Source organism: Sorangium sp. So ce836 (genome assembly GCF_028553905.1).
In the GTDB taxonomy this organism is placed as follows: Bacteria; Myxococcota_A; Polyangia; order Polyangiales; family Polyangiaceae; genus Sorangium; species Sorangium cellulosum_D.
This window is the reverse complement of record NZ_CP102233.1, coordinates 10,275,140-10,296,592: the sequence shown is the minus strand read 5'-3', so window position 1 is coordinate 10,296,592 and position 21,453 is coordinate 10,275,140. Positions and strand designations below refer to the sequence as shown.

The window sequence follows — 21,453 nt, the reverse complement described above, 5'->3', positions numbered from 1 at the left end:
AGTCGACCTAGCGCGCTGCACGGCCAGCGCAGCTACCTGGGGCATTCGTCGGGGCCGCACGCTGGTTCGACACGACGGTATACTACGCCACTCACCCACAACCTCCGCCCGCCGAACGTTCGGCGCTGCTGCGGCCGTCCGCGCAGCCAGCAGGCCGTCAGCAGCAGCCGAGAGTTAGCCACCATGCGAATGTGCTCCCTGCGCGTCCGTTTTCTTCAGTAGCTTCTCGCCGATAAGCGACAAGGCGGCGTACTCGACCCATCCAGTGCCGGAGGCCATTCCTGGCCGCCACTCGTCTTCATCCTTGAATTGCAGATACCGTCGCTCTCTTGCAATACGCAGAGCCTTTTCGGCCGTACCGTTGAGCGTATCGAGATTGTAGTCGAGTTCGGCGAGCACGTTCGCGGTTGCTTCAATAATTCGCGATGTATACGCCCAATCCGTCCATGCCGCATCCGGACGAGTGATGCGCTGAATCTGGAAAATCGCTCGCGCGGTTCGAAGAAGAAGGACGCAGTCGGCATCATTCCTTGGATAGGCTCCGAAGAGTAGGGCACCGACCCACTCCAACTCAGGAGAGCTCGGACCCGCGTAGGTGATCTCCTGTGCAAGGATCTGGCGCATGGTTTGCTCGAATGATCTCGCAAGAAGTGATTGCTCCGCGCTCGCAGGCGTCTTGGCGACCGGAGGAGCGGTGGGAGCGTTCGTCGTCGGACATGTCACGGCAAAGGAATCAGCGAAGTCCGACTCCTGCGGAGGTGTAGGCGCCGGGCTCGGCAAGGGCGGGGCGGGATCCACAAACTCAGGGGTCGGCTCGCTGGCGGCTTGACGCTCTTGCAGGTTCTTCTTTATCTGACGCTGCGCTAGAACATCGGGCTCCCCAAACCGGGTGATCCTTGCGTGGCAATTGGAGCAAACGGCCAGCATGTGCTGCGGGTCGTGGTGGGACACGGTAGTCCACTCTATCACGTGATGAAACTCGATCGGGCCGTTCTCGCGACAAATGGCGCACTTATAGCGGGCTTCGATAAGTAACGTTCGGCGCACGGCAACTGGAGGATGTCGGCCCGGTTTTTCGCTCTCGAAGACCCGTATAAAGGCGTCAAGATCCTCTTGGGCGATGTCATGGCCGTGCTGAAGAGGGACTGTACGAAGCCGGACCCGCGTCTTCGTTTTCGGGGTCTCGATGCCCTCCTCGATAGCCAGTAGGACGCGCTCCTTCGACATTGCAAGGAGTGAGGCAGCTTCGTTCAGGTTCATGGTGTCGTCTCCAAGAGCATGGACGCGTTACAACCTGGTGAACGAGCGTTCACGAGAGTTCGTTTTTCGATGGGGTGCGCCGGTGTGGCTAACGACTTGCGCCTCACCAGCGGTGCGCGGTGCCGAGCGGAGCGAGGCTCCGCGCATCGCCGGGTGCAGGCGCTTGTTCGTCAGTCTCACGTCTCAGTCTCCCCGGTGCAGATCGGACACTGTCCGGGTTGATGTACGATGAATTTCCCGTCGTATCTCGCGAGTGCCCCTTGTGAGTCGCCGAAGCGCCAATCGGAAGGCATTTCGCTCCTCAGCGCCTCACCAAGCGCATCGCTGTCTTGAGCGGCGGTTACAATGACACCGAAGCAATACTCTTCAAGAAGCGCCGTGACGAGGGATTCTTCGAGCTCATGGCTCAGCAGTTGCCGCACGAGCACCTTACGCGGAATGGCGTGCTCGTGCACAAGCTTACTGGTGCTCCGACGCATGATGAATTGAGCGTGCGCCTCTTGCGTATGGCGCAGTTGACCGAAGTCATACTTGAAGCCGTCGCGGGCAAGTTCTCCGTCATAGGCGTCGTACGCATCCGCGGTCCAGCTCCAAAGCAAGCAGTGCATCATTGCCGTGTAGGCGGGCGCCATCCGGATCTGGTTGCGTGTGCACCACGCGAGGCGCGAGATTTCAGCTGCGAGGACCGCCTTGCATTCGGCCGAGAGGGGCACCAGCCGCGGCGGCGCAGGCGCCCGACCACCATCCAGAAGCCACTCAGCGACGGTTCCGGAAAGTCGTCGTGGTCCGTCGTCGCGACGCAGCGCCAGGCTCGTGCCGGGCACCGTGCAGGAGTTGGAGACAAGGAAGTCGCCGTTTTCGCGCCGCCCACCCCTCGGGCCGAGGGGCCAGATTCGATACGATTTCAATTCGTCGTCGGTGAGCGGCAATGCGTAAAAGTAGTGCGCGGCCGCGCATCCGCACCGGACGCCGTCGTACCCGCGCCCGGCGTGGGTGGCCTGCGGCTTGTCGCTACAGACTAGATGCCATGACCGTTCCAATTTCGTCCTTTCTGCCGAACGGCTACCCTGTCGGCTGCACCGGGCTGTTTGGCAGCGTCGGTGGAGGGAGTGTTCGTGCGGATATCATAACTCGATTTTGGTCTGCCAGTGAAGCAGGAACTTCATCGACGTGCGCTGAGCATTGACCAGAACCCGTAACGTCTCCTCGAAATACGATCGCTCACTTGCTGGCCACGGGTGTCCAGGGATACGTGACGCCAAGCTTGAAAGCGAATGCACGGCCATGGGCATGTGCCTATTGAGTTCCTCGAACTGCGCGATTAGAACATTTGGGCCGCGCGGCGCGTACAGCCGGAGGGCCTCGCCGCACTCCACTCCGCACTGGTGAAGACCCGAGATAATCCAGTCGATCCACCTGATTCCCGGTGGAACATCGTGGTCCACGGCTGGCTCCAGAAGTCGCGGCGTCATGAGCTGCGCTGTCAGCGGCCTTGCGATCGATACGTCAGGGTCTCGCGAATACGGGCCTCCGGGTGGCATGGCCAGCATGAGTCGCGAGAGCATGCCGAATGCGTTGGCGTTAGCGGTGCGCGCAAGCATGGCCGCCATGGGCGACGTAGCAGCGATCAGTGCGTCCCGCATCCGGTGCGCGATCATTTGTTCCAGCGGGTCGCGGACGAGAGCACCAGTGGCGGCGGGCTGGTTGGGTCGCCCCAGGCGCTCCCTTGCGTCAGCTTCCGCATACTGCTTCCATTGGCGCAACAAGGAGACGGAAAAAGTTGTCTCGTCGTCATCGACCTTCTTCGCGCAAACCTGACAGAGCCAGATGCCGTTTGTTGCCGAAGTACGCTCGGCCTCTGAAAGGGTCTCGTCGTAGCGAGGGCCACCCGGCGCCGCAGCGGTGATATGAGCGGCAACACCGACGTCGGAGCGCGCATGAGCGGACTCGTCGCTCGGCCCTGCGGTGGGTGCTCGACACAGTGGACTCGAACATGCGTATCCGGCGCGGTGTGCCAGGCTGCCGCGAACAGACGAAGTGAAGTCCTGCCGATTCGATGTCATTGCTACGTTCCGTGGGGTCGGCGCTCACAATGCGGATGCTGCCGAACGCCAAATTTAGCTGCAATCGACGCAAGTAAGTACAGCGGCCGAAACACGCTGTGCGCGGCGTCGGCGGTTGTCAGCTGCGATTCGATGTTAGACGGATAGCGTCTAGTGCAGCTCCAAATCGGTCGTTCATCTCCTGACGACATCATTGCTTGCGAGCTCGGGCGGAAAGAATGCGGTCGACGGCTTCGACCACCGATTCTTTCGGGTGGTCGACCAAGAGGCGGAGCGCCTCATGAGCCGGCTCGCACCACTCGTATCGTGCGTCGCTGCCATGGACGGATCGCGCGAGGCCGAGGAGCCGGACTGTCGTCAACGACACGGCCAGCAGCGGGCCGCCGCTGATGCCCTCGGGCGGCGGTAGAGTAACGCCCTCTTTTGTATCGACATCAAAGAACTGGTCGCCATGGTAGACGACCTGAACCCCCCGCCCTTCTGGTGGTTCATGCGGACTTCGCACGTCCGGGGCTAACGTTGCGCGGATTCCAATGCCTGCGCTTCTGAATAGCGGCGGGGTCGCAGGGTCCTCGTGAGAGGACAGAGCATCCACCTGAGTCTTCGCAGCGGGAAAGCCAGACAACACCAAAGTGTCCTCGGGACCGATGTCTTCTGGGTCAATGAAGCTCCGTTCGTCGAGCGGATGGAGGTGGTGCCAGTAGACAGCATCACCTGGATCGAGTTCGATGACTCCCACGTCGGGGTTCTCGCTCGCACGAAGCCGCAGAATCGACCGTCCGCCGATACCTGGGAGTATGAGCAGCGTTGGGAAAAGCAAGAAGACGTCGGCGGCGGCGTAGTCGAGAAGATTGTGGCCGGCGGTGATAATGAACGGTAGGCCGCCCAGGGATACCAGTGCGCCGCTCGCGATGTCGATCCGACCGGTCGACCGAGTCTTTAGGTACATTCCGACGACCGATTTGTGCGCGCGGTCTGCTGCTGCTGCGAAATCCATCTACTATCGAGCTTTCTCCGGTACGGAAGTCACGGCAAGAAACTCGACGGAGCCGAGTACGGTGAAGGTCCACATAGAGCGGTCTAGGCGTTCAGCCTCCCGATTGTGTCGATACTCGAAAACACCCGGCCAAGCGTGCTTGGCGTCAAGTGATAGCTGGTGCAGTACGTCGCGGGTCTGGACGAGTGGGCCGTGGATGAGACGGGTGTGAATCTGCGCGTTCGGGGGTAGCGCCTGCCCGTACTCCTCCACATATAAGGCGCGGGTCCACTTGCGGACGACCAGGTGAAGTCGCGGCCAGTCCACCCTATACGCGTCGCGGTGCCCCAAATACAGGCCGGCCTCCGTGATGGCAGGGATCCTCCGGAGAGCGGCGGTGAGGACGCGCCGGAGACCCCGATCGCGTTGAAGTCCCCGCTCGACCTTTTGCTCCCAAATTCGGCGCGCGACGGGAGTCTCCCCCGTGCTGCCGAGGCAAATGAGCGCCCGAAAGTAGTCCTCGTGCGGTTGAAACCGCTGGTTGCATAAGCCGCAGCACGGAACCGTAAGGAGATTGGCTGGACGCGGAACGGGGAAGAGCTGTTTCGCCGGTACGTGATCACGGGTTACACCCGGTCGCTCGCAACAGTAGACGCAAGAGTCGTCTGACAGGGTGACCAAGCCGGACATGTAGGGTACCTTTCCGTCCTCTCCCGTCTAACGTCGCAATCAGCTGTGACGCACGGCCTATCTCCGTGGTCCAGCATGTAGGCCGCGAGCTGCTGCTGCCCATCTCCGTGTTCCAGCGGATGAGTCGCATCTCCCGGCAGCCTATCTCCGTATTCCAGGAGATAGGCCGCGACTCGCCGCGACCTTTCAGTACATATCCGGAGATAGGCCGCCGGTGCATAACCACGCATTCCCCTCGCCAGGTCGCCGACGCCCCAGCTAATCGCGCCACAAGATCCGTGCCGATGGTACCGCACAGCGCGCGACCGGGATCCGATCGAAATATCCTCCAGTCGCCGCATCTTGCGCACTCCCACTCCGATGGTTGACTCCGGGAGTTCTGCCTCGATTGCTCCGGAGCGTCTGGCCGGGTGATCGACCTGGCTGGGGACGGCGGCCCTGGACCCCGCGGCGCGCCACCGCCGGGGGCCCGCGCGCCCTGCGATGTCGGTCTCATGAGGGCCCATCGCGTTGGAAGGGGCTCGTGCGCTCGGCCGGCGCGTCGATCCGCAGCAAGCGCGCGCGCTTGGTGATGCGGTCAAGGCCTTCCTCGATCGCGGCCAGCTGGGCGTCATCAGGCTCCGGGTCCACGGATCGGCGTTCCTGCGTGGACGGCCGATAGATCCAATCCCACCCCCTCGTGCCCCTCCTGCGCATCGTGGGGAGGTAGCGTAGCCGACGGCCAACCCGACATGTCAAGCCTTCGGTGCGAGTCGATAAGGCGACTCGATCGACGCACTGTTGCGACGCGTCGTAGGCGGCGGCGATGCCGGATGTGGCGAGGTCAGGGGGCCGATGCCCTTCGGCAACGGGGCGGCATCCCCTCGCTGGCGCTTGAGGAGAGCCTCAAGCCTTAGCAGCGGCCCGAGGGGCACCATCCTGCGCCGTCGCCGTGTGCTCCGACGTGATCCGAACACCCGTTCCGACGCGATCCGAGCGGTCGTTCCGACGGCACCCGGGCAGATGTTCCGGAGACCCGAGCGGTCGTTCCGGCGACACCCGAGCACCGGTACCGAAGACCCGGGCAGCCGCCCCGACACTCGGGCGCTGCGACGGCGCAGGTGACGCGCGAGCGGGGGACGCGCGCGCTGGGCTGGCAGGCGGAGCGATGACCGTCAATCGGCTGGTCACACGGGGGACACGACGGTGTGCACAGGCCGCGCGGTGACGGCGCACTGACGGCCGCACGCTCAGAGCTGCACGATGGTGCTCATGCGCGAACAAGCGTTCCCCGCGAGCACGGCCCTCGTCGCCGGCCATGTGCCAGAGCTCGGCGAAGTGGACGAGAGCTCGCCGACACGCGCGTTGCCCTCTCCGTGGCCGTCTCTATCGCCGACGCTGCGCTCCACCGCGCGCCCGCCGTTAGCCGGTCTTGGTGAGACCGGCTACAGCTGACCTTATGGGCGCGTCCTGGTCGGAGATCGGCTCCCGCGGCGCAACCTGCCGGCAAGAAACGAGCCGACTAAGTGAGCCTTGTTTGGCCGATCGGCGCGATGCTTGCTGCTCGCGCGCCGCGCCGCGCCGAGCTGCGCCCTTTCGCATCGGACCGCGTTCTAAGCCATGGAGATCCTTCGGCTTCGCCGTTGGTGCTCCATGCCACAGAGCGGCTGGGGCGCGAGGATCTAAATTCACGAAATGATTGGGCATCCGGAGACGAAGGCGATCGATTTACGTCGCCGTAAATAGAGGGCAGATTCGACCCGACGGCCTCCGTCAGTACGATGGTGCGGATGAACGCCCCTCCCCCGAAGCCGCCGCCGCTGCTCGAGCTCCTCGCTGCTGCCGCCCCGGCGGCCGTTGCGCTGCTCACCCAGGACCACACCGACCACCATACGCGCGAGATGCAGATCGCCCTGGAGCGCTGTCAGCTCGAGCAGGCGCGCGCGGAGCTCGTACGAAGGGAGCGGGCGCTTGAGCGCGGAGAGGCGGAGCTCGAGCGCGAGCGCGCGCGCCTGCAAGCCGAAGCCGCGCGAATCGCGCAGCACGCGCCAGCCGGCAACGCGGGGCGCTTCCAGCGCCGCAGGAGGACCGCGCCGCCCCGCAGCACGACGGCCTGCGGCTACGACGAGAAGCACCAGTTGCGGCTGCTGTTGCCGGAATGCATCACGTATGCCTGGTGCGTTGCCTTCTACCGGGCGCCGCTTGACGTGCGCGCGGAGGTGTCGCAGGCGCGCCGGAGCCAGTACCGGCGGATCGCCCGGCTCCCGCCCCATCTGGGCGAAAAGCTCGACAAGGCCGGCGTCCCGTTCGATGCGCTGCGCTTCGTGGCGTACGCCGCGACGCTCGTCGAGCAGGAGGAGAGGGCCCGGAAGATCCTCGCGGGCGAGCGGCCGCCGCGCCGGATGCCGCGACCTGAAGAGCCGAACGCCACCGAGCCGAACACGCGCCGGAGGGGGCGACCCGCGTACCCCCGCGCGCGACCCAGCGAGAGGCAGAAGCCCCCGAGCCGCTGAGCTGAGCAGCCCCATCGCGCAGCCCCACGGCGATGGTGTCGCCGCGCGGCAGGCCACCAAGCTCCGCGAGTTCGCGTCCGCGTTCGCCTACCACCTCATCACCAAGTGCGACCCCGACAGCGAACGGGCCGACGACGTCGTCGAGGGTGAGGACCCGATCTAGCGCACACTGCGGATCGTCGTGTTCGAGCATGCGCGCTGGCTACCGTTCCTCACTTCGCCGGTGACGGCGTGCTGGGCGGTCCGTCGCCAAGCGACCCGGTGCGACTGGTTTCGGAGCGCGTCCCAGAGATTGTCCTCGGATCGGGCCGGTACTTGCTTCCGGCGTTCCTGGCGGCGATGAGCAGCTGCTGGTTCCAGGCGACATCACCCGGATTGAGCCGGGGGCGGAGTGGTAGCAGGAACTGCGCCAGAAGGTAGCCCTGCAGAGCTCGGCCACGACCGGCGCGTTCGGCCGATCTGCGGCTGGCGTGGCATCGAGCTGATCTCCGACTGTGCGCCCCACGAGCGATACCGCACGGAATCGACGCAGCTCCGCGCCCCGTCGTGCTCCGATGTGCAGTGGAGAAGATCCGATGCCCCCGATGAACCCTACCGCCACGGTCCGGCCACCCGCGCGATCGCTGCCGGTCTCGGCGCAAACCCCGGCCTGCCTCCACGCGGCACCGCGGGGTCACTCCGAGATACCAAATTGACCCCTTCGGACCCCCTCTCTCTTGGCCCCTCTGCAGCGCTTCCCAGGGTAGCTAACCCCGCGTGATTACAACAATTTCCTCCACGAGCATACAAGGGTAATTCGCGTGGAGATACCTTCGGCTCCGAGATACCTTTTCGGGCGTCTTCCGGCAGCGTCGGTCACGGTTGCCCACGAACCCTACACGGATGGAGGTACGGCATGGCATCGGTGGCTCTCGCGCGTGGCTCGTCACAGCTTGCTATTTGTGGGGCTGACAACAGTATACGCGCGATCGAGAGGACGTTCCCGGCGACGCCCATGGGCGGATCGCAGCGCCCCAGGGTGAGCAACCCCTCTGCCACGGCCACTGCGACGCTCGCGATCCCGCTTGACGGGCTCACCATCGCAGCGCCGCAGCCGGAGATGCTCTCGCAGAAGAACGTCGAGTCGGTCACCGGCATCCCGGCGCGCGTCTTCCTCGACACCATCCGCGCGCCCGGCTTTCCCCTGCCGGTCACGAAGCTCGGCAAGCTGCGCCTGGTCCAGCGCGAGGCGTTCGTCGGCTATCTCCAAGCGCTGGCCAGTGATGACCCGGCACCGCGCCGACCCGTGGCGGCGGACGAGCGGACGGGGGTCGCTGCGGTGCTGGCCGCTGCCGGTCTTGAACCGGTCCGGCAGCCGCGGGCTGGCCGGGCGAGCGCTCCTCCCGAAGGGGCGAGGCGTGGCAGGCTGCCGCCAAAGTAGAGCGGTCCGCTTGGTGCTACCACCGGCTCGGCGCGGACGCGTGTGGCTGGCCGGGGGCCATTACGACAGCGCCGGCCTCCCAGCTCCCGGTGCTGGGCGCTCCGCGCAGGGCCGCCTGTGGATCGCGAGCGTGCGCGCCGGCTGAGCGCGCGGTCCATGGCAGAGGTGGACCACCTCCACGCTCGAGGTCCCCGGAGGGCTCTCAGGGCGTGGTTTCGCGAGGTCGCCGGCCCTTCTTTGAAGGCGCCCCAGGCATGGACGCGACCGGCGGCGCGGCGAGGCCAGCCCTCTGAGCGAGCGCTCCCGAGCGGGCGCCGATCCGATCGACGAGTGCGCCGAGCGCGGCTTGCACCGCGGCGTCGGCTTCGTGGAGCTTGTCGAGACGGCGCACCCAGGTCGAGAAGCGCACGCCCGGCGGTCGTTGCGGGATCGGCTCCCGCGGGTCTGGCCCGGCGCCGAGCGCGGCCCGTGCCCTCGTCCGGCGTGCGAGAGCCTGCTCGAGGACACGCTCCTCGGGACGATGCCGTGGCGAACGATAGACGAGCCCGGCGCAGCGACGGCAGCGCAGGCCTGGCGCATCAATGTAGAGCACCGCCGCCCGTGCGGAGCACCCGGGGCAACGCACCCAGACCCGGAGGTGGCCCGCGGCCATGCGGGTCGTCTCGAGCGGCAGGGCGACCGTTCCGGCCAGCACGAGGCGCGCGTCGGCGATGTTGATCTCGACATCGGTGTCGACCTCGCCGCGTCGTGCGGCGCTGGCAAGGGCAGCGATGTTGACAGAGGCGATCTCAGCGGTCGTGCGCCTGGGCACGCCGGCAGCGTAGCAGGGTTTGAGGCCTGCAGGCGGCTGCGAATGTCAGAGTTCCGGTGCGGGACGTCGTGCCGGCACGTCCTGCCCGCGCGCACGCACCTTAGGAGTTCAGTCCACCCTCCAGGGCATCGAGGCCGGCGCGCGCTTACCTCCGCGACGACCTTTTCGTGCGGGATTCAGGGGCCGTCAGCTGGCTCCGCGACCGCTTTACGCTCCTCGTTGGTGATCATTTCGCTCTCGACCACGGGCGCGCGAAGAAACGCCTGCCAGACCGGATCGTCTGCGGATAACCCGCTGGCGAACAGCAGCGGCGGTGCTGTTTCGTTGAGGGCTCATGGATCAGGGCTACGACGAGACGCCTGTTGGAACGACGGCGCCAAGTTTGGAAAACGCAGGCCGCAGCGTGGAATGGACCACCTCAACGTCGCGCGTTTTCCCGCTCCCAGCGCTCCTGCGCCGCGATCGCGTCGTCCGCGGCGCGGACACCCGAGACGAAGAGCGCTGCGTCCGCAGGGTCGTTCAGGTCGAGGCCAAACCGGAGCATCACGGCGCGGTCGCGCGGCGGGACGGAGCGGAGGATCTCGGCGGCGGAGCGGTCGCGGCGGTAGGAGGGCACATTACGAGCATACCAGACGTTCCGTGCTGACGTCGTAAACGAGAAGTATAAGAAGGTGCCGCTCGTCATCACCTTGTCGGGCGAGCGGCGTTGATGGCCCGGCTCGACCCGGCTCGAGACGAAGCATCACGCCGCCCCTGCGCTCCCGGAGCGCTCCCGGAGGACGACCCGAGCAAGGGGGCGGCGCAGCGGCGGTGCTCCGTGAGGCCGGCCTCCGGCTGGCCCCAACGCCGACGGGCCGTCCCAGGCGTGAGCGCGGCCGCAATTCGCGGTAGAAGAGAGCCGCCATGCCCCGCAGGCCCACTGGATCGCTCTTCCGCAACGCCGCTGACCGGCTCTACATCCGCGTCCTCGTCGGCGACAACGACCGCGAGAGCTTCCCGCTCGACCCCAAGCTGACCGAAAAGCAGGCTGAGCAGCGCAAGGAGCTCGTCGCCGACCTCGCCGCGCGGCTGCGCGCCTCGCGCAACGTCACGCGGGATGCCATCGTCGCGCTGCTGGAGCGTGCGGCGGTACGCGAGGGCAGGGCGCTCCGCGACGTCATCGAGGCGGTCGAGGTCGTCTGCAGAGGCGGAGCACAAGCAAAGGTGGTCCCCGGCAGCGGCTCGGTACCGAAGCAGGTCACCCTCCAGCAGTTCGGTGAGCTCTGGACCTCGGGCGAGCTCGCGCGCATGTACCCCGACCACGTCAAGCCGAAGCGCAGCGTGGAGCAGGACGTCTACCGCTTCGACCGCCACATCTACCCGATCGCCGGCCGCGTCCCCGTCGCGTCCTTCACGCTCGACGACGCGGAGCGCGCGTCATGCGCGCGCTCCCGCCGATGTCGCCCGCGTCGCGCCGTCACATCGCGCAGCTCCTGCACCGGCTCATGGCGATGGCCGTCTTCCCCTGCCGCCTTCTCGCGACGAACCCGCTCCCCCGCGGCTTCCTCCCGAAGCTCGGCCCTGCGAAGGCGAAGGCCTGCCTCTACCCAGACGAGGACGCTCGCCTGCTGGCCTGCACCGCGATCCCGCTCTGCTGGCGCGTTCTCTGGGGCTTCCTGAACCGCGAGGGCCCCCGCATCAGCGAGGCGGCGCGCCTGCAGGTGCAGGACATCGACCTCGACCGCGGCGCCCTGCGCCTCGAGAAGAACAAGACCAACGACCCGCGCGCCTGGGCGCTCTCGTCCGGCGTGCCACAGGCGCTCCGCGCCTGGCTCGCGCTCCGCGGCAACCCGCCTCCCTCCGCGCCGCTCTTCGTGAACGAGGACGGCGATCGCTTCAGCGTCGAGCACGCCGCCGAGCGCTTCCGCGCTCATCTCCAGCTCGCCGGCATCGACCGCCCGGAGCTCTTCGAGGGCTCCGCCGAGCGCCAGCAGGTGCGCGCGCACGACACGCGCTTCACCTTCATCACCGTCGCCCTCGCGAACGGCCGCAGCGAGACCTGGGTCGCCGACCGGACCGGGCGCCGGAGCTCCGTCATGAGCCAGAGGCATCGCCAGGCGGCCAGGACGTTTGCAGAGCTGGGCCTTGGCGAGCTAGCTTCCCTCGCCGAGGCGATCCCCGAGCTCGGGGGAAAAGCCAGCGGAATAGCCAGCGGAGGGGGTGGTGCGGAGCAGGTCGAAGCGATAATATCCAGTAAAATCAACAACTTGGCCCCGTGGCGAAATGGCAGACGCGGTGGATTTAAAATCCGCGGCCCCTCGCGGGCGTGCCGGTTCGAGTCCGGCCGGGGCTACCTCATGGAGGACGTACCGAGCTGGTCCGCGCTGTGACGTGATGGGGGCGCTCGGTGCTTCCAGCTGAAAGCCGCCGGGCGGCTCGAGCTTCGCCCCGGAGGCGGGCGGGCCCTGCCGGGAGTGCACATCGACGACCTACAGCTGTCGAGCTCTGCGCGTTCCGCCAGTTCCGTGTGACCGCGTGCCCTCCAGGCTCGTGGGCATTCTGCCGTCCCTCGCGCTCCCTTACCCCTGAGCTTCCTGCCTGACACGCTCGTCCTGAGCCCTCCCAGACATACGCTCTGCCGTCGCTCATGGCATCTCACACCCTCCGGGGCTGTGGAGTGTTTCACCCGCCCTGCGGTGAGCTCGGAGCTTCGCATGACGTCGCGCGTCAACCTCGGGCGGGAGCCGAGCGGAAGCGGCGGCTCGCCCATCCACGGCGGCAGCTCGCTCATCCGCGGCGGCGGCTCGCCCATCCACGGCGGCAGCTCGCCCATCCGCGGCGACAGCTCGCCCATCCGCGGCGGCGGCTCGCCCATCCGCGGCGACGGCTCGACCCGAGCAGCTTGCTCGCCTCGAACGGGACCAGGTCGCTCTGTGTCCCACGTGGCGCCGACCTGCCGGGGACGTCGCGCGCCTGTCACGGTCTGATGGCGCTTGTCGTGGTCTGAAGGGAGGCGGCGCGCGCCCCGTTGGGGTCCTCTGGGGCTCGACAAACCAAGTGGATTCGAGTAATGGGAGCGCCACTACATGGATCTGGACATCGATTGTCTGCGTGAGGCGAAGGTAGAGAACGTAGAACGTCTTGCACACGCTCTGGGCGTCAGGCTGCCCGAGCACAAGCGTCATGACAGGCGTGCTTACACCCGCGAGCTCATTCGCGTGGTGATGCAGGGCATCCGGCGCGATGCCGAGCGGTCCCGCGGCCGCAGGTTCTTCGGTCGCAGCTGACGATTCTACCCACACAGTACGCACCCTGAGCGTGCCGGCTGGACTGTCCGTTCCCGCCGAGCCCCGCTTTTGTGCCTCTGCTGTAGCCGTCCCTTGCTCCTGGCCGAACCGTAGGCCCCTAGCCACCGTCGTTTTCTCGCCGGCTCCTCGCCAGCCCCCGCCGCCCCCCTACCGCCCCTGGGGCTTGCTCCGCATGGCCAGCCGGCTCCCCGTCACGCGGCTCCGCGCCGCCAGCAGGAGCGGCGCCGCCGGCGTGAGCGGATCGACCAGGTCGTTCACCTGGAGCATCGCCTTGTCCGTCACCTTCCACGCCGCCGAGTGACCCGACACCCCCTGCTGGGGCGACCCCGCCAGATCCAGCGCCCGGCTCAGCTCCCGCCCCACCCGCGCGATGCGCGCCAGCTCCTCCCGCGACGCCCCCCCGTCCTTCGCCGCCGCGTAGATCGCCCGCACCACGCCGAGCAGATCTCGAACGGCATCGAATGGAAACGGCGGGGTGCTGACCGGAATGGGCACTGCGCCAATGTACAGCAACTCGCCCTTCGATGGAGCATTTGCATTCCGATGAGCCGCGTCAGATTTCCACAGGATCGTCTCAGTTGTAATTCTTAAAACAGAAAAAATCAGTTGAGCGGACCCACCGCCTCCTCCACCGCGGCGATCAGCGCTCCGCTCCGGATGAGCTCGGTGGCCGCCGCGATGTCCAGGTAGAGCGGCCGGTCCTCGACCAGCTCGGGCACCACCCGGCGGATGGCGGCGTGGGCCGCGGCCACCCCCGCGCTCGGGCGGAGCGGCCGCCGCTGGTCCACGCCCTGCGCCGCCGTGATGAGCTCGATCGCCAGCGAGCTGCGGACGTTCTCGATCACCTGCGCGAGCTTCCGCGCGCTGATGCTGCCCATGCTCACGTGGTCCTCGCGGCCGGCGCTCGAGGGGATCGAGTCGACGCTCGCCGGGTGGCAGAGCACCTTGTTCTCGCTGACCAGCGACGCGCTCGCCACCTGGGCGATCATGAACCCCGAGTGCAGCCCGCTCCGCGGCGCCAGGAACGGCGTGAGGCCGGTCGAGAGCGCCGGGTTGACCAGCTGCTCGACCCGCCGCTCGCTGATGTTCGCGAGCTCCGCCGCCGCCACCGCCGCGAGATCCAGCGCCAGCGCCACCGGCTGCCCGTGGAAGTTGCCGCCCGAGATCAGCTCGGCGACCCCCTCTCCGCCCCCTTCTCCGAGGAACACTGTCGGGTTGTCCGTCACGCTGTTGACCTCCCGGGTCAGCACCTCGGCGGCCCAGGCGAGCGCGTCGCGCGTCGCGCCGTGCACCTGGGGCATGCAGCGGAGCGAGTAGGCGTCCTGCACCCTCGGGCAGTCCGCGTGGCTCTGCATGATCTCGCTGCCCCCGAGCAGCGCGCGCAGGTTGCCGGCCGTGCCGGCCTGGCCCGGGTGCGGGCGCACCCGCATGAGCCGCTCGTCGAACGGGCGCTTCGAGCCCATCAGCGCCTCGAGGCTCACCGCGCCGGCGATGTCCGCCACCGTGCAGAGCGCGGCCGCGTCCCGCAGCGCGAGCGCGCCGAGCGCCGTCATGTACTGGGTCCCGTTGATCAGCGCGAGCCCCTCCTTCGCGGCGAGCTCGATCGGCGCGAGGCCGGCCTTCGCGAGCGCCACCGCGCTCGGCATGAGCTGCCCCTCGAGCCGCGCCTCCCCCTCGCCGATGAGCGACAGCGCGAGGTGCGCGAGCGGCGCGAGATCGCCCGACGCGCCGACCGAGCCCTGCGCAGGGATGCGCGGGCACACGCCGCGCTCGAGCAGGGCGGCGAGCAGGTCGAGCACCTCCGTGCGCACCCCCGAGTGCCCCAGCGCGATCACCTGCGCGCGCAGGAGGATCATCGCGCGCACCTCGGCCTCGCCGAGATCCGGCCCGACCCCGCAGGCGTGGCTCCGCACGAGGTTCCGCTGGAGCGCACGGATGTCGTGATCGGCGATGCGCGTCTCCGCGAGCGCGCCGAAGCCGGTGTTGATCCCGTACACCGCGGGCGCGGCGTCGCCCGCCGCCGCGATCGCGTCGATCGCGCGGCGCGAGGCCGCGGCCCGCTCGCGCGCCTCGGCGCAGACCGCCACCGGCCGCCCGCGCCGCGCGACATCGTCGAGATCCGCGAGCGAGAAAGGGCGGCCCAGGAGCAACGGAGAAGGAGAAGGAGAGACGGCGGCGGCGCGCGGCGTGGAGAGGGTCACGGGGGCGCACGCTAGAGCGGCGGATGCCTCGAGAAAAGCCGCTGGCGCCGCGATCCGCGGCGCCGCCCGGCCGCCCGCCAGCGACGGACGAGGCCCGGCAGCGCCCCGGCTGGAAAGCGCGGAATCGCGCTCCGCCGCCGCCGATGAGCGCGGAATCGTGCTCCGCCGCCGCCGATGAGCGCGGAATCGTGCTCCGCCGCCGCCGACGGGCCGCCCCGCCGGCGACGGAAGAAGAATCCAGTGCCCCGCAGGGATCGATCCGCCTATCCTGCCGGCGCGCTCCGGCCTGCGCCGGCGCGCGGCCGCTTGCTTCCGATGCGCTTCGCCCTGGCCCACCTCGCCCCCCTTGCGCTCGCCGCCGCGCTCGCCTCGCCGAGCGCCGCGCAGCCCGTCGAGGGCGCGAACGCGGGGCAGGGCGCGCCGCCGGCCGCGGCAGACGCCGACCGCTTCGAGGAGCGGCTCGTGCTGGACACCGGCCGCGCGCCGCCGCCCCCGCCGGACCCGACCCGGTCGACGTTCTCGGTGCAGGGCGAGTACCAGCTCCGCTACCGCGCCATGACCGACCTCCGGCTCCGGGCCCCGCGCCTCTCGGATCCGGGCGCGACGACGCTCGGGCAGAACCAGTACATCGCGCACTGGCTGCGCCTCTCGCCGCGCTTCCACTACAAGGACAAGGCGTCGATCGTGGCCCAGCTCGACGTCGTCCGCGGGCTCATCGCCGGCGACACCACGCGGCACGTCGAGCAGGTGCGCGACGCGCGCGCCGCCCTGGCCTGGTACGACGTGCACCCGCGCTACCTCTACCTGGAGCTGCCGTCGTCCGTCGGCGTCTTCCGGCTGGGCCAGCAGGGCGCGCACTGGGGGATGGGGCTCGTCGTCAACGACGGCGAGCGCGCGACCCTCTTCGGCGACTACGAGCGCGGCTCGCTGGTCGAGCGCGTCATGCTCGAGGCGACGCCGATGGGGCGGGCCGGGCCGCTCGTCGTGACGGTCGCGGCGGACCTCGTGTTCGAGGACAACGCGGCCGACCTGCTCGGGAACGACGTCGAGGGGCAGGACGAAGGGGAGGGCGATCGCGCGGTCCAGGCGGTCGTGTCGGCGCTCTGGCGCGAGCGGCGCGGCGAGGTCGGGATCTACGGCGCCCTCCGGCGGCAGGCCCGCGAGCGCCGCGCGAAGACGAGCCCGGCCCGGTTCACCGAGGCGCTCGCGGCGGCGGTGATCGACGTGGCCGGCAGGTTCGACGCGCCGGTGCCGGGGGGCGGCGCCCACGTCTACGGCGAGCTCGAGGCCGCGGTGATCCTGGGCGCGACGTCGTTCGTCCCGCGCGGGCCCGCGCCGCTCGCGGGCGCGGCGGCGGGGCGCGCGCCCGTGGCGGTGCGCTCGGTCGGCGGCGCGGCCACGCTCGGGGCGGTGCACGTCGCGGGCCGCGGGCGGCGGCCGGCCGAGCGGTGGGGGCGCGTCGTGACCGAGCTCGAGGCCGGCTACGCGTCGGGCGACGACGACCCCAGGGACGACGTGGCGCGGCGGTTCACCTTCGACCCGAGCCACAACGTCGGGCTCCTCCTCTTCGACCAGGTGCTCGCCTGGAAGACGGCGCGCTCGGCCACGATCGCCGAGCGGGAGCTCTTCGCCGCGTCCCCCGAGCCCGGGATCAGGTCGCTGCCCTCCAAGGGCGGCGTGTTCGGCGCCGCCTACGTGAACCCGCGGATGGTGGTGCGGCCGGCGCGCTGGCTCGACCTCAAGGCGGGCGCGGTCATCGCCGAGGCGACGGCCGACGTGGTCGACCCGTACGGCACCCGGTCGGGCGGCAACCTCGTCAACTACGACGGCGGCGACAGGCGCCGCCGCGATCTCGGCGTCGAGCTCGACCTCGGCGTCGACGCGCGCATCGCGATGGGCAGGCTCGTCACCATCCAGCTCGGCACCGAGGCCGGCGTCCTCTTCCCCGGCGGCGCGTTCGACGACGCCGCCGGCACGGAGCTCCCCGATCAGTACCTGCTCACGCTCAAGCTGGGCGTGATCCACTGATCCGGCCGGGGCTCGCCGGCCTTCGAGCGAGCTCGCGCGCGACACGGCAGACGAGGGCCGCCCAGGGTGGTAGAGGGCGTCTGCGTGGCGGGCGCGGCGCGGCGCGGCGGGCGCGCGGCTCGTCGAGGTCGGGCGACGGCGCCGGCCGCGGCCTCGCCCTCCGGAGGAGAGACATGGGAGAGAACCGATGCGCAAACGACTCGCGCTGAGCCACCTTCCGACCCCGATCCAGCGCCCGCGGCGGCTCGCCGAGGCGCTCGGCGTCGACCTCTACGTGAAGCGCGACGACATGACCGCCGGCGCGGAGGCCGGCAACAAGATCCGCAAGCTCGAGTACCTGCTCGCCGCCGCGCAGGAGGAGGGCGCCGACTGCGTGATCACCTGCGGCGGCCTTCAGTCGAACCACGCGCGCGCGACCGCGCTGCTCTGCGCCTCGCTCGGCCTGCGCTCCTTGCTGTTCCTGCGCGCCGCGGACCCGTCGGCCGGGGCGCCGCTCGCGGGCAACGCGCTGCTCGACCGGCTCGCCGGCGCGGAGATCCGGCTGATCTCGCTCGAGGCGTACCGGGGCCGCGACGCCGTCATGGCCGAGGCGGCCGCCGAGATCCGCGCGGCGGGCGGCCGGCCGTACGTGATCCCCGAGGGCGGCTCGAACGGCCTCGGCGCGCTCGGCTACGTGCGCGCGATGGAGGAGATCCGGAAGCAGCTCGACCTCGGCCTCGCGGGGGGCAAGCCGTTCGACGTCCTCGTGCACGCGTGCGGCTCGGGCGGGACGGCGGCGGGCGCGGCGCTCGGCGCGGCCCGCTACGAGGTGGCCGGCGAGGTGCGCGCGATGGCGGTGCGCGAGGACAAGGCGACGTTCGCGCGCGTCGCGGTCGAGATCATGGACGACGCGCGCTCGCTCGATCCGCGCCTCGGCGCGCCGGCCCACCTCGTGATCGACGACTCCGCCCGGGGGCCGGCCTACGGGGTGTCCACGCCGGAGCAGCGGGCGCGCATCGTCAAGGCGGCGCGGCTGTCGGGGCTCGTCCTCGACCCGGTGTACACGGGCAAGGCGTTCTGCGGGCTCTGGGACATGGCCGAGCGGGGCGAGCTCTCGGGCAAGCGGGTGCTGTTCCTGCACACCGGCGGGCTGCCCGGGCTCCTCGCGCAGGGCGCCGACTTCGCCGACGCTTTCTAGGGCGGGCGCTCGCGCCGGCCGCGCGCCGGCCGCATCTCAGGCCCCGCCGCGCGCCGGCCGCATCTCAGGCCCCGCCGCGCGCCGGCCGCATCTCAGGCCCCGCCGCGCCACCACGCGTCGGCCAGCGACGCGTCTTCCAGCGTGTCGATCTCCATGTAGCCGCCGTGCGTGTCGATCTTGTGCAGGGCCGCGCCCGACTCGAGCATGTGCTGGAGCAGATCGATGAGGTAGGCGCGCCGGAACGAGCGGCCCTCGCGGAACTCCGGCCGCTCCGCGAACGCGGCGCGCGCGGCGTCGAACGCGGCCAGCAGCCGCGCGGCGCCCAGCGCGGAGAGCTTCATCACCCCGATGAACTCGCCCGTCGCCGCCTCCGAGGGGATGCGGCGCGAGATCTCCACGACGCGGTCCCCGTCGGCGCGGAGCTTCTCGGCGTCGGTCTCGGGGTGCTGCGAGCGGTTCACATACCGGCGCCGCCAGTCGGTGTCGCAGGCGAGCGCGATGTCGTGCGGGGAGCGCACCAGATCCGCCACGATCCCGGGCCGGTAGACGATGTCCGCGTACGTCGAGACGAAGCCGCCCTCGAGGTGCTCGCGCGCGCAGAGGAGCGAGAGCAGGATGTTGTTCTGCTCCCAGTCGCGGTTCTCGACGTACGTGAGGTCCGGGTAGGCAGCCCGGATCACCTCGGCCTTGTAGCCGCAGACGAACACGACGTCCGACCGCTTGAAGCCGCCCGCCGCGAGCGCGTCGAGGATGCTGTCGAGCATCGGGCGGCCGAGGATCGGGACCAGCGTCTTCGGCAGCTCTTCGGTGAGGTGACGCAGCCGGCTGCCCCGGCCCGCCCCGATGATCACGGCCTTCACGGCTCCGCCGTTACCACGGACGGACGGGGAGATCCCAGGGACGTGAGGAGCCGCGAGAAAACACGCGGGATCCCGGCCCCGTTACGGAAACGTGACCGTGCGCTGACCCCCTGCCGCGGACCGCCGGGCTACGACCCGAGCATGGAGATCGTGATCGTCCTCATCGCCCACTCTACGCTCTCGGTCTTTTTCCAGACCTTCTTCCTGCACCGGTACGCCTCGCATCGGATGTTCACGATGTCGAAGCGATGGGAGCGGACTTTTCACTTCCTGACGTACCTGACGCAGGGGTCTTCGTATCTGGTTCCGTGGGTTTACGCGATCTTGCACCGCATGCACCACGCGTACAGCGACACGCCGAAGGACCCGCACTCGCCGCGGTACTACTCGAGCGTCGTCCCGATGATGCTCGACACCGCGAAGCGCTACGACGCGATCTACGACGGCACGGCCGACGTGGAGCCGCGCTTCCGCGGCGGCTACCCCGAGTGGCGCACGCTCGATCGCATCGGCAACTCGTGGATCAGCCGGCTCGCGTGGGGCACGGGCTACGTGCTCTTCTACGCGGCCTTCGCCTCGCACTGGTGGCAGTTCCTGTTCCTCCCGCTCCACTGGACCATGGGCCCGCTGCACGGGGCGATCGTGAACTGGTGCGGCCACCGCTACGGCTACCGCAACTTCAACAGCGACGACGACTCCCGCAACACGCTGGCCCTCGACCTCGTGACGCTCGGCGAGCTCTTCCAGAACAACCACCACAAGTACTCGATGAGCCCGAACTTCGCGGTGCGGTGGTTCGAGATCGACCCGGCCTACCAGGTCATCCGCGTGTTCGCCTGGCTGGGCATCCTCCAGATGTCCGACAAGGTCCAGGTCGCCCGCCTCGAGCCCGAGGTCGCGCGGGCCGAAGGGTAGGGCGACCCGCTCCCCCGGCCGCGCGTACGGCGCGGCCGGCCCGCGAGACCGCGCGCACGGCGCGGCCGGCCCGCGAGGCCGCGAAGCGAGGCGCGCGGCGCCGAGGCCCCGCGCGCCGACCCCCTCGACGTTACTCGAACAGCAGCCGGAACGCGCCGGGCACGTCCTTCGGCCCGATCTGCGCCTTGCGCTCGTTGAACTCCGGGAGACAGGCCTGGTAGGCCGCGTCCACCCGCAGATCGCTCCCGTCCCAGCTCGGCCGCCAGATCTCCATCGTGTCGCGCGCGAGATCGATGACGTCCCTGAACTGCCCGCGCTCCTTCAGGATCTGCGTGCTGAGCCCGTACATCAGCAGCCCGCCCGGGATCGCCCCGAGCGCCGTCGTCGCCAGGGCCGGGTAGCAGATGCGCGCCGTCTTCACCCCGAACCGCCCCTGGATCTCCGCCATCGTCTGGCGCTGCAGCTTCTTCGCGCCGGCGAGCGGGCCCATCGCGTAGACCGGATCGTCGCTCGGGTAGTCGTAGTCGCAGAACGACACCACGCTCTCGCCCTTCGCGAGCAGCCCCGCCGCGGCGAGCGGCTCGGCCCACAGGAGCGACGATGTGCCCATGAACTTGTTCGTCCGCTCGATGTCCGCGTCGTTCGCGACGTCCACCTCGACGAGCCCGAGCTTGCGGATGTTCTCGGCGCGCGAGAAATCCGGCACCTGGAGCACCGGATCGAACGCGACGTCGAGGTCCTTCACCTTCGTCGGCCCGTGCTCCGCGTACCGCTTCATCGCGCCCGCCGCGATGCCGTTCACGAGGTGCACCGCCCGATACCGCTCCTTCAGCGCGGCGACCACCTCGTCGATCACCTGCGGCCTCGTGGCGTCGTTGTTCCAGAAGCGCGCCGTGAGCCCCTCGGCCGCCGCCGCGTCCGTGATCGCCTTCACGTGGTGCGGGCCGATCTGCATCTTCTCGCTGTCGAAGTGCACCGCGAAGACGGCGGCCCGCTCCCCGAAGAGCAGCTGCAGCGCGAGCGCCCGGGTGATGCCGTTCGAGCCGCCCAGGATCAGCACCGCCGTGTCCGGGGCGATCTGCGTGCCCGCCGGGCTGATGCGGGCGCGGTGCGCCGCGAGCTGCTCGTTCGCCACGCGCGCGCCGTGCTCGGCCAGCGCGCCGACGAACGAGCGGCGATCCAGGCCGCCGAGGGGAAGCTTCTTGAAGGTCTCTAGGTCATCCATCACGTCCGGCGTCTTACCGTCTCCCGCGCTCCGCGTCACGACTGGACA

Annotated in this window: 17 protein-coding genes, 1 tRNA gene and 1 pseudogene; 8 read left to right on the top strand and 11 right to left on the bottom strand. The window is 69.2% G+C overall.

The genetic code is table 11. The features are described 5' to 3' along the window. Window positions 1-174: 174 nt before the first annotated feature. The 5 genes from NQZ70_RS37435 to NQZ70_RS37415 form a co-directional block, all read right to left on the bottom strand. Window positions 175-1,260, bottom strand: coding sequence for an HNH endonuclease signature motif containing protein (locus tag NQZ70_RS37435; RefSeq protein WP_129578508.1), 1,086 nt, complete (start codon window positions 1,258-1,260; stop codon window positions 175-177). Between the two features lie 176 nt (window positions 1,261-1,436). Then, complete coding sequence (locus NQZ70_RS37430; protein ID WP_129578507.1) at window positions 1,437-2,189, bottom strand: hypothetical protein; 753 nt, start codon at window positions 2,187-2,189, stop codon at window positions 1,437-1,439. A 195-nt stretch (window positions 2,190-2,384) separates the two neighbouring features. Continuing rightward, window positions 2,385-3,323, bottom strand: a complete 939-nt coding sequence (locus tag NQZ70_RS37425; RefSeq protein ID WP_129578506.1) for a hypothetical protein — start codon at window positions 3,321-3,323, stop codon at window positions 2,385-2,387. Window positions 3,324-3,513: 190 nt separating this feature from the next. Next, window positions 3,514-4,320 carry a hypothetical protein gene (locus NQZ70_RS37420; protein ID WP_129578505.1) on the bottom strand — a complete coding sequence of 269 codons (807 nt, stop codon included), beginning with the start codon at window positions 4,318-4,320 and terminating at the stop codon, window positions 3,514-3,516. A 1,161-nt stretch (window positions 4,321-5,481) separates the two neighbouring features. Then, entirely contained in the window at window positions 5,482-5,619 is a 138-nt protein-coding gene (locus tag NQZ70_RS37415; RefSeq protein ID WP_165374361.1) for a hypothetical protein, read from the bottom strand. 1,139 nt (window positions 5,620-6,758) lie between these two features. Here NQZ70_RS37415 and NQZ70_RS37410 point away from each other — a divergent pair. Continuing rightward, window positions 6,759-7,481, top strand: coding sequence for a hypothetical protein (locus NQZ70_RS37410; RefSeq protein ID WP_129578504.1), 723 nt, complete (start codon window positions 6,759-6,761; stop codon window positions 7,479-7,481). 895 nt (window positions 7,482-8,376) lie between these two features. Continuing rightward, entirely contained in the window at window positions 8,377-8,901 is a 525-nt protein-coding gene (locus tag NQZ70_RS37405) for a hypothetical protein (protein ID WP_237244391.1), read from the top strand. Between the two features lie 202 nt (window positions 8,902-9,103). Here NQZ70_RS37405 and NQZ70_RS37400 read toward each other — a convergent pair whose 3' ends face one another. Both NQZ70_RS37400 and NQZ70_RS37395 read right to left on the bottom strand, forming a co-directional pair. Further along, window positions 9,104-9,712, bottom strand: a complete 609-nt coding sequence (locus NQZ70_RS37400) for a hypothetical protein (protein ID WP_129578503.1) — start codon at window positions 9,710-9,712, stop codon at window positions 9,104-9,106. A 418-nt stretch (window positions 9,713-10,130) separates the two neighbouring features. Beyond that, on the bottom strand, window positions 10,131-10,397 hold the full coding sequence (locus NQZ70_RS37395; protein WP_207218056.1) for a hypothetical protein: 267 nt from the start codon (window positions 10,395-10,397) through the stop codon (window positions 10,131-10,133). Window positions 10,398-11,130: 733 nt separating this feature from the next. On the opposite strand from NQZ70_RS37395, the pseudogene NQZ70_RS53550 reads away from it, so the two are divergent. From NQZ70_RS53550 to NQZ70_RS37380, 3 genes and pseudogenes are all read left to right on the top strand, one after another. Continuing rightward, window positions 11,131-11,742: pseudogene (locus NQZ70_RS53550) on the top strand (tyrosine-type recombinase/integrase); the annotation flags it as partial. A 218-nt stretch (window positions 11,743-11,960) separates the two neighbouring features. After that, window positions 11,961-12,044, top strand: a tRNA-Leu gene (locus tag NQZ70_RS37385). Between the two features lie 733 nt (window positions 12,045-12,777). Continuing rightward, window positions 12,778-12,978 carry a hypothetical protein gene (locus tag NQZ70_RS37380; RefSeq protein WP_129578501.1) on the top strand — a complete coding sequence of 67 codons (201 nt, stop codon included), beginning with the start codon at window positions 12,778-12,780 and terminating at the stop codon, window positions 12,976-12,978. A 168-nt stretch (window positions 12,979-13,146) separates the two neighbouring features. Here the strand turns inward: NQZ70_RS37380 and NQZ70_RS37375 are convergent, their stop codons facing one another. Continuing rightward, complete coding sequence (locus NQZ70_RS37375) at window positions 13,147-13,494, bottom strand: hypothetical protein (protein ID WP_237244389.1); 348 nt, start codon at window positions 13,492-13,494, stop codon at window positions 13,147-13,149. Window positions 13,495-13,601: 107 nt separating this feature from the next. Then, complete coding sequence (gene hutH, locus NQZ70_RS37370; RefSeq protein WP_237244388.1) at window positions 13,602-15,200, bottom strand: histidine ammonia-lyase; 1,599 nt, start codon at window positions 15,198-15,200, stop codon at window positions 13,602-13,604. A gap of 240 nt (window positions 15,201-15,440) precedes the next feature. On the opposite strand from hutH, the gene NQZ70_RS37365 reads away from it, so the two are divergent. Together NQZ70_RS37365 and NQZ70_RS37360 are read left to right on the top strand one after the other, a co-directional pair. Continuing rightward, on the top strand, window positions 15,441-17,228 hold the full coding sequence (locus tag NQZ70_RS37365; protein ID WP_237244387.1) for a hypothetical protein: 1,788 nt from the start codon (window positions 15,441-15,443) through the stop codon (window positions 17,226-17,228). Between the two features lie 187 nt (window positions 17,229-17,415). Continuing rightward, a complete protein-coding gene (locus tag NQZ70_RS37360; RefSeq protein WP_129578499.1) occupies window positions 17,416-18,405 on the top strand; it encodes a D-cysteine desulfhydrase family protein in 990 nt (329 codons plus the stop codon). Window positions 18,406-18,497: 92 nt separating this feature from the next. On the opposite strand, the gene NQZ70_RS37355 is transcribed toward NQZ70_RS37360, so the two are convergent. Further along, a complete protein-coding gene (locus NQZ70_RS37355) occupies window positions 18,498-19,265 on the bottom strand; it encodes an NTP transferase domain-containing protein (protein WP_129578498.1) in 768 nt (255 codons plus the stop codon). 141 nt (window positions 19,266-19,406) lie between these two features. On the opposite strand from NQZ70_RS37355, the gene NQZ70_RS37350 reads away from it, so the two are divergent. After that, entirely contained in the window at window positions 19,407-20,180 is a 774-nt protein-coding gene (locus NQZ70_RS37350) for an acyl-CoA desaturase (protein WP_129578497.1), read from the top strand. A 130-nt stretch (window positions 20,181-20,310) separates the two neighbouring features. Here the strand turns inward: NQZ70_RS37350 and NQZ70_RS37345 are convergent, their stop codons facing one another. Next, the gene (locus NQZ70_RS37345) at window positions 20,311-21,405 is read right to left on the bottom strand and encodes a hypothetical protein (protein ID WP_129578496.1); all 1,095 of its coding nucleotides are present in this window, start codon (window positions 21,403-21,405) and stop codon (window positions 20,311-20,313) included. Between the last annotated feature and the right edge of the window lie 48 nt (window positions 21,406-21,453).